The sequence below is a fragment of the Thermoplasmatales archaeon genome (assembly GCA_014361245.1).
Lineage (GTDB): Archaea > Thermoplasmatota > E2 > UBA202 > JdFR-43 > JACIWB01.
This window is the reverse complement of the sequence record JACIWB010000046.1, coordinates 1-9,285: the sequence shown is the minus strand read 5'-3', so window position 1 is coordinate 9,285 and position 9,285 is coordinate 1. Positions and strand designations below refer to the sequence as shown.

Below are 9,285 nucleotides of genomic sequence, written 5' to 3'. Positions count from 1 at the left end.
CTTATCAATGCGTCATTCATGCAATTCAGATAATGCGGAGCGCTTTCAACTCCACAATACCATGAGTGATTTTCTGAATGATAATCATAATCTGTTATATGCCATTTGCTTGTTTCAAGCATTTCTGCATTCCAGTTTGCAAGCGTGTTAAAGGCGTCGAAGAAGAATGTCTGTGTTTCATTCTTTATTGTAACATTATCTATGAATACACCATTGTATTGGCCATTATTATCATCGCTTACAAATCTAAATCTTATCCACAGCGTGCTGTTTCCAATATATTGAGATATATTTATTGTCTTTGTTACCCATCCATTTTGCCCACTTATAGTTTCAAGTATTGTCCAGTTAATGCTATCGTTGCTTGCTTCAACATATAAATTATCACCGCTCTGCAAGTAGTGCCATATATTGAATGATAACTCAACTGTTCCATCTACATCTGCTAAATTAACTGGATTTTTCATTGTTAAAGTATCATCCCAGTTGCATGCATAAAGCCCGCCACCATTATTTGGAGCATTTCCTAAGCTCAAATCTCCGCACCATACCGCTGGCCTGTTTGGCACTGTTTCGCTCCATCCTGGGCTTGGCGGAGATGCAACTGGTAATCTATTTACAATTTGCCAGTAGCTTGGCTGGGTAACTGTTAAATCCTTAATTGTCCATTCATAGCCATTTTCAACATCATCATCAAGCAATGTTGCTACTCTATGGATTGCTCCAACCCATACATCATCTATTAATAAGCCATTGTTTGGCCATGTATCGCTTAGATAGTAGCAGTGGAATCCAATATAAACGCTCTGCCCAGCATAGGCAGATAAATCAATTTCTACATGCCTATAATTTGTATCGCTGAATATGCCAGAATCCCATATTTCAACAAATGCACTTGTATCTGTCTGATAGCTAACATTATTTATTCCTACTTTGAGCCCAGCAGAGCCACCGTAATAAACCTTATACCAGAATGTTAAGTTTCCATCTTCTGGTATGGTTATCTCTGGAGTTATAAGCCATGCACATGGCGAGTTATATGTCCAGGCAAGGGCTGCATATCTCCAAGAATGAGCAACATTAGCATGCCATAAGAATAATGGCTCTTCTGATTTTATGCTCCATGTGCTTCCATCTCCATTTACAACAGCCCATCCATTTCCAAATGGTGCTTCAAAGCTTTCATATAGTGATGTAATTGTGCTTCCAATTGCTCCATGTTCTGGAAGCTCTTCGCTTATTACTGGCTCGCTTGCATCCACATAATAAATTTGATGGTGCAATGTGCTATTGTGGCATGCTCTATCTTTTGCAAAGTAATACAAATCATGCTGGCATTCTTCCTTGAATATTATTCCAACACTATCATCATATATAAACCACCAGTAGTTTGCAATTTCTGGCACTCCTGGCTGAATTTCGCTTCCATTTCTTGCTGCTGGATGATGCTCAGCTGGATAGCTTGTGCCATTCCATTCATATCTATAATATATTGCATCAATTCCACTTGGGCAGTTGCCAGGATCATTTGCGCTTAAATTAATTCTTGCTCCCGCTCTCAAATATTGAGTTACATTCTCTACCTCAGCCCACCAATTCCAGACACCCATTCTCAGGAGTTCTAGATTATCATAAACATTTACTGTATAGTCAAGAGATGAGCCAGCTGGAACATTTATTGTATATACCTTGGAATTCACATCGCTTCCATTTTCAAGGGTTATTCCCGCATCACCAAATACTTCTTCAACATGCAGGCGCAGTATTAAATCATGGCTCATATCATTATTGTATATTGTGAAGTTTATATATTGTATTTTATCTGTATATTGCCCAGATGGATTTGGTATCCATCCATCTGCATAGCCCTGGTAATACCATTTATCTCTTACATGGAATTGTCCTTCAAGCCAGTGTGTATAGTTTGCAAATGTTGAATCAACAACTATTTCGACTGGTGTATAATAGCCATGCTCTGGATGCTCTTTTGTTACTTCTGGCTCAAATTCATCAACATGATAAACCTGCATATAAACTGGTGTATGGTGGCATACATTATCTTTTGCCCAGTAATATAGCCAGTGTATGCATTCTTCATAGAAATGCACGCCAACGCTATCATCATATTCATACCACAGCCAGTAGCCACCAAATTCTTCTTCTATTTCTTCCCAATCATAATATTGAGTTATATTAACAATCTTTTCACCATGAGGAGCATCTGTTTCATTTATTGGATGGCGTGTGTCATTAAATTCATATGCATAATAAATTCCTTCTATTCCACTTGCACATGGATTTGGCTTATATGATAAAATCTGGAATTTCCAGTCAAATTCTTCTTTTTCTTCTCCGCTAATCCATGCATGCCCTCTTGTATATAAATCAATTTCATTGAAATACCACGATGCAACGCTTGCGGGTGAGCCGTGAGCTTCTATATAATATGTTGCATTTGGAGTTACACTCACTCCTGGCTCGAATTCAAATAATACCCAATCTTCTCCTGCTCCAGTTAAATGCTTTGTTGCAGTTGCTATTACATTCATAGCTAAATCATGTATATAAACTGTTACATCAGCATCTCCTATCCATTTTATATACAAAGCTGTTGCATTTATGTAGCTTGCATTTGGCATGAATGTCTGGGCATCCCATGGCCATGGAGTTGCATCAAGTCTCTGCAATGTATCAATCTGATTTCCTTCTGTCTGGAATTGGTCAACAACTACAAGCTCATAGGGCATATCTTTTGCAGTTAAATTAATTCTTGAGCATGCCTGCAAGAATGGAACTGGCTTTACTTTAATATCCGTCTGTATATCTTCAATATGCCATTCTGATATTTCTCCAGTTTCTGTATTGTTGAGAGTTACATTTCCAGTTGATTGATCATACTCAGTTAAATTGTAAATTATGCCAAATTCTGGATAAACTTCAAGCCACAATGAACCAGGATTAAATGGTGTTTCTCCACCATACCATTCAACATACATATAACCATATGTATCATTGTATAGGTATAATGTTCCTGTCTCATCTTCAAACTCATATAGGCGAACTACTCCATATTTTTCATCATACATTACAAAGTAGACTTTGTCATCATGCTCGAACTCATCCCTATATTCATACTCTCTTCCATATTCTGGATATAGCTCTACCCATTTAAATATTCCACCGTCATCATCACCGTCATCTCCAACTACATGCAAGTATATTGATTCCTCTTCTTTATAGCAGGGTGGATGCTCCTTTGCTACTTCTGGCTCAAATTCATCAACATATATTTCTTCTATTCCACTTTCATTTATTGAATTATCAAGCCAGTCAGTTGCTTCATAGAAGTAATAAATTTTGTGATAGCATTCCTCATAGAAGTGCAGGGCTATTGAAGGTGTTTGTGGAGTAATCCTCCACCATAGCACGCCACTTATATTAACAACCTCTCCATATTGAGTATCATTCTCATCCACTGGATGCTTCTCTATGTATGGGGTTGTGAAGTCCGTATATTCATATCTGAAATAGAAGACAAAGTCCCGCCACCCAACAGCGCAATCCGGCTCATCAGTCAAGTTTAGATAAAACTCCTTGCAAGCCCTTACAAACTGCTTTCCAGTTTGCTCATCATAGTAGAAGCCGTGCTCATCTGGATACTCTACTTTTAATCTTGGTGGGCTATCATCAACATAATGAGTTTGCTCTACAATGCGAACATTTCCAACCTTATCTTCCGCTCTTATCTGCAATATATGCTCGCATTCTTCATGGAAGCTTATTTTAGTAAATTCAACTGTTTCATTTATTGCAACATACCAGTATTCTCCATCTACATATGTAATATTTGTATTTCCGCAATAATAATCTTCATAATCTATTGGATGCCATACATCAGTTTCATCTACATATATCCTATACATCAAGCTTCTTAATCCAACTCCATCCATGCATCCCTCATCCCATGAAGATAAATCAAGAATTGCTTTAGTTGTAAGGTATGTATTGTTAAGATAATCAGCATATCCTAAAAGCGGGCAGTATAATATTACATTTTCAAGGAATGATGAATATCCCCATGCCCATCCAAATTCAAGGGTCTGAGTTGATATTATTATGCAACCCCTTCCATAAGGCGAGACAACAAATACTGGCTGGTCATTTGATGTTAAAACAATTTCGCTTCCAGATGGCAAATCAGTTAAATAGCCATGAGTTGAATAACCCCAGTTATCAAGCTCTTCGTCTGTTATAACATTTGGATAGGTTAAAACTTCATGTCCTGGAATTTCTATAACTACATAATTCAAATATGTCTGAACATGAGTAAATCCTCCTGGCATTACATTCCAGCTTCCACCCTGCCATCCTTGATCCGCTGCATGGATTTCAAGCTGTCCTCCATTGAGCGCATACTCTTCAAACCAGTCAAGATTTGCTTCAACAGCATCATAAAATGCGGTTGTTTGGTCGCTTGCTATGATTACCTTATCATACTGGCTCAAATCAACATTTCCAATATCAGATGAGCCATATATGTCATAGGCTATGCCATGCAAGTCAAGAACTTGCTGTATTGAACTAAGGCCCCATAGGTCATAGTCTTCAAATATTGCAACCTTTGTGATAGTGGTTTCTACAAGTGTTTCATTATACAATGAATACATATATGGATAATTATATGGATATATCGGATAATATTCTATCTTGAAGGTGAAATCCCATGAATAATTTGCAAAGCCATCTACAATTGCAAATCCATCTGGATATGGTCCATCTTCTGGATAATTATTCTGTGCCTCCCACTTTATTGCTGATGAGCTTCCATAAATCAATCCAATCCAGTAAGTTTCATCATGCTCAACATATAATCTCTCTGGCAGGTGGAACTGTAGCCATCCAGTATAATTTCCGCTCAGCCATATCCATTCTGAAGTTGCAAGCGTATCGCCTGGCCATCCATCATCATCTTCATAAATCTCTACATATACTGGAGAAGCTAAATCAAAGTTTCCAGTTACATAAACACTTACTGCATCAATGTAGCTAAATGGTGCTTTAAAGCTCTGATAATCAGTTATATCTGTATATGAACCAGTATTAATTTCAGTTTGCTCAAGAGCAACTATTTTTTCAATTGTCTTGTATATTGCTGGGGGTGTGCAATCTACCATATCCTTTTCCTTGAATGAATAATTGTTTCCAACATAATCAATTGCCCATATTTCTGGCTCATGGAAGCATTCTGTGTAGTTTTCTGGCAAATCATTGAAGCGGAAGAGATAAGAAATTTCTCCATAATCTGGGTCTAAATCTTTAATCTCAATATTCAGGGCTTCTACATGCCAGGTAGAGTTATCAAAATCTATATAATCGCAATAGTCAAGAGTTCCATTTCCGTTATCTACCCAGTTATAAATTTCATATTCATCATCATTGATATACCATGTTGATTCATTTGGATTTGAAAGAAGTTCTTCAAGCTCTTCTACTGGCACATCTTTTGTCAAATTAAGCCAGCCCTTGCTTTCATTATAAACTTCCATTGTTATTTCAGCAAGATTATCAACAACAACTATCTCCTCAACTAATGTAAATTCCTGCTGCTCTCCTGCTGGAACCCTTGTCTCATTCCAGTAAATATTCATTCCAAACATCCATACCCCAACTCCTCCACCGCATCCTCCATCGCTGATATTGAACCATATAGGAGTTGAGCAATTTACCCATAGCCATCCGCGCTCATCTATATACTTTGGCTCCCCTATTGTCTTCTCTATGGTTGGAGGAGTTCCATCAACTGCAATATCAAGTGAATATTGCGGTGAGGCATGACCGAAATAATCTACCATGCTCCATTTTATTTCATGGAAGCATTCCTCAGTGAAATGCAGTTCAGCGGTAATGAAGCCAACTCTCTTATCAGTATCATTTACATCATTATCATGTATCCTTACTTCCTTAATTTTTGTATAATTGTTTGGCTCATTTGCATTCCACCATATTGTATAATTGAGCCATTCCACTCCTGCTGCACACCCTTCTGGCATATCATAAGCGTTTATTATCATTGGTGTGCATTTCTTTATTGCAATGAAGTCATGCCCACCAAAATTCAAAGTTGAAGTTAGACCATCAAACCAGTATTCGCTTACTGGTGGGCTATTGTCCACATAATGGGTTTGATTATGAACTGGCTCGCTGTTGGTTCCATTTTCCGCATAGAATTCTATAATGTGCATGCATTCTTCATGGAAATGAATTTCAAATCCTTCTGGATAAATATACCAATATGTTCCATCTATTTCAGTTATATCTTCATTTCCGCAATAAGCATCTTCCTCATTTATCGGATGCCATGTATTATTGAAATATATTCTATAAAGCATCTGATTATAGTCCCCTTCTACTTCAAATGTAATTGGTGTTTCACTTGTTACATAGCTGTGCTCTATTCCATAATACCATGCATGGCTTGATGAACGACTTCTATGCTCGCTTATATGCCAGTAGCCATTATATGTCCAGTTTTGCACTCCATTTTCAACATCATCGCTAAATGGAACATTTCCTCCAAATTCAGTTATTTTTATATCATCTATATACCATCCCTCCCAGAAATTACACACATCATCGACTGTATCAAATTCAAATATTATTATAATTTCATTTGGAACATAAGCAGATATATCTATTGTTTCATGCTTCCATACTGGAGTTGTATTGAAACCATTTGAACCATAATATAAATACTCTCTATTTGGCTCCTCTGGATCGCTATCTGGATTTAAAGTTTTTAGCAACTCCCAATTATAGCCACCATCTGTTGATATATATACATTCATTAAGTCAAAACTCGATGGCGCTGCTCCTTCAATTTGCCACCATGTCCAGAAATCTAGATATGCAGTGTCTGCTGTAACATCTATTCTTTCAGAAACAAGATAACCATAGTTAGCATAGCCATCATCATAATCATATTTTATAAATTCTGGCTCTCCTATCGTTTTTGTTGTTATTGGGGTTCCAAGAGTTATATCAAGCCACATGAACCCATTATCATCAATTTCTTCTTCATCTATGTATCTAAATGCCTTTCCTTCCCTTCCATCATATGTAGCAACAGCAAGCAAGCCATCGCCACCAAACCATTCCATCCATGGCGGCGACATTGGCCCGCCTCCAAGAGTTATGCTATATAAGCCATCGGCATCTGTTGTGTTTTCTCCCCATGCTCCAGTGTTTAAGTCCCTTATGATTACAGTTGCCCCTGGCAAAGGATTGCCATTTTCATCATATACATAACCAGTTATTACACATGGATCTGTTCTTGCTTCTGCTTCAAAGAATATCATTAAGCCTGTTCCAAGCAGTAAGATTGCTATTGCAGCCACTATACCCTTTCTCAACACCAAACTACCTATCACATTTTTTTCTTTCATTTTTATCCCCCTAATAGATTGCATCGTTAGGAGAAATATATTCGCTATTTATATAAATTTCTATTTTTTTAGCCCTCTTCCCTGTGCCAGAATTCCAAAACAAGCCGAGCATCTTTTAAATCAATCATGCCATCGCCATCTATATCATATTTAGCATCTGTGCCATTGAAATTTTTAGCGATTATAACCAAATCCTGAACATTTATTGTTCCGTCGCTGTTAAAATCTGGATTGAAAATTCTGACAAAAATTTCAAAATCTTTTGAATTATTTACATTATCCATTGCAATTGCAGAAATTCTATAAAATCCTATTTCATCAAAGCTACAGCTATATGGCTCGCTATAGTCAATGCATTTAAATTGCTCCTCGCTCCATGTTTTGTTATCATAGCTGTATTGATAGTAAAAAGATACAGATTGCAATCCGCTTTCATAATCATCAGCGAAACATATAAGGTTTGCTGGGGTAATAACAAAGAATTCAGATTGGATGAAAATCTCTGGCGGAGTATTATCCACTTTAACAATTATCGATTTTCTTTCTTCTTCATTTCCTAAATTATCAATGCTATAGTAATAAATTGTATGCTCTCCTTCTCCAGAAATTGTAAATGGAGTTGTGTATTCAATCCAATCTCCATCATCAATCTTGTAATATGTTATATTTACTCCTACCCCTTCATCAGTTGCATTTAGCCATATTTCCGTAGAAGAGCTTATCCAGTGATTTCCATCATAATAGTAAGGTAAGCCGAGCTCAATTGCTGTAAATGGTGGATTTATATCTTGTAACCAGATTATTATTTCCTTTGTTATGCCCGAAACCGCTCCTTCATTATCTCTAACTGTTAAATTTACAATATAATTTCCAGCAATGATATATGAATGATTAATTCTTTCTCCATATCCAATGCTTCCATCTCCAAAGCTCCAAGTAAAATTAACTATGCTTCCATCTAAATCATAAGAAGTGCTATTGAAATAAATTGTTTGATTTATCAAAGGATGCAATGGCTCATAAGTAAAGTTTGCAATAGGTGCATCATTTATGCTATTTATTGTAATATTTACACATGCTTCATTGCTCCAAGCATTGCTATTATCCTTTACTTTATATTTGAATGAATCTGAGCCATAATAATTTGCATCTGGTGTGTATAATACTGTTCCATTTGAATAAACATTTAAGCTTCCATGAGATGGATTTTGAGTTATTTCTATGCTTGTTAAATCTATGCTTCCATCTATATCATAGTCATTTGATGTTAAATTTATATAAATTGGAATATCCTCATCAGTTGTAGCAATGTCATCAACTGCAAAAGGAGCATCATTTACCGCTGTTATGTTTATATAAATTGTTGCAATGTTGCTATAATCTTTTCCATCATATGCTTTATAAGTAAAGCTATCTTGTCCATAATAATTTTCTTGAGGAGTATAGATAAATGAGCCATTTGAATTAAATGTTAAGCTTCCATGGCTTGGCTCACTAACAAGAATTGCAGATAAGGCATCTCCATCAGCATCATAATCATTTTCAAGAACTCCAGGAGCAATTGCAACAAGCATAATATCTTCATCTGTTGAATAATAATCATCATTTGCAACAGGTGGATTATTTACGGGGGGTACTGCCTGAGTTGTAAATCTCCATATATCTGATGAATTTTCAGTGATGCTATCATTTGCAACTGCATACCATTCATATGTTGTGCCATATTCAAGATTATACCATGTTATTGATGTGTTGCTATTGTTTGCAACATTTGTATTTATACCAAGCAATTGCCAAGTTAAGTTTCCTAATTTTCGACCATAGAATTTAACGCTCATAATAT

The 9,285-nt window shown here is 36.4% G+C and carries 2 protein-coding genes; both read right to left on the bottom strand.

Translation table 11 applies throughout. The annotated features are described in order from the left end of the window. A partial coding sequence (locus H5T45_06590) for a choice-of-anchor J domain-containing protein (protein MBC7129377.1) occupies nt 1–7,442 on the bottom strand: 7,442 nt, incomplete at its 3' end. A 68-nt stretch (nt 7,443–7,510) separates the two neighbouring features. After that, a partial coding sequence (locus H5T45_06585) for a tandem-95 repeat protein (protein MBC7129376.1) occupies nt 7,511–9,285 on the bottom strand: 1,775 nt, incomplete at its 5' end.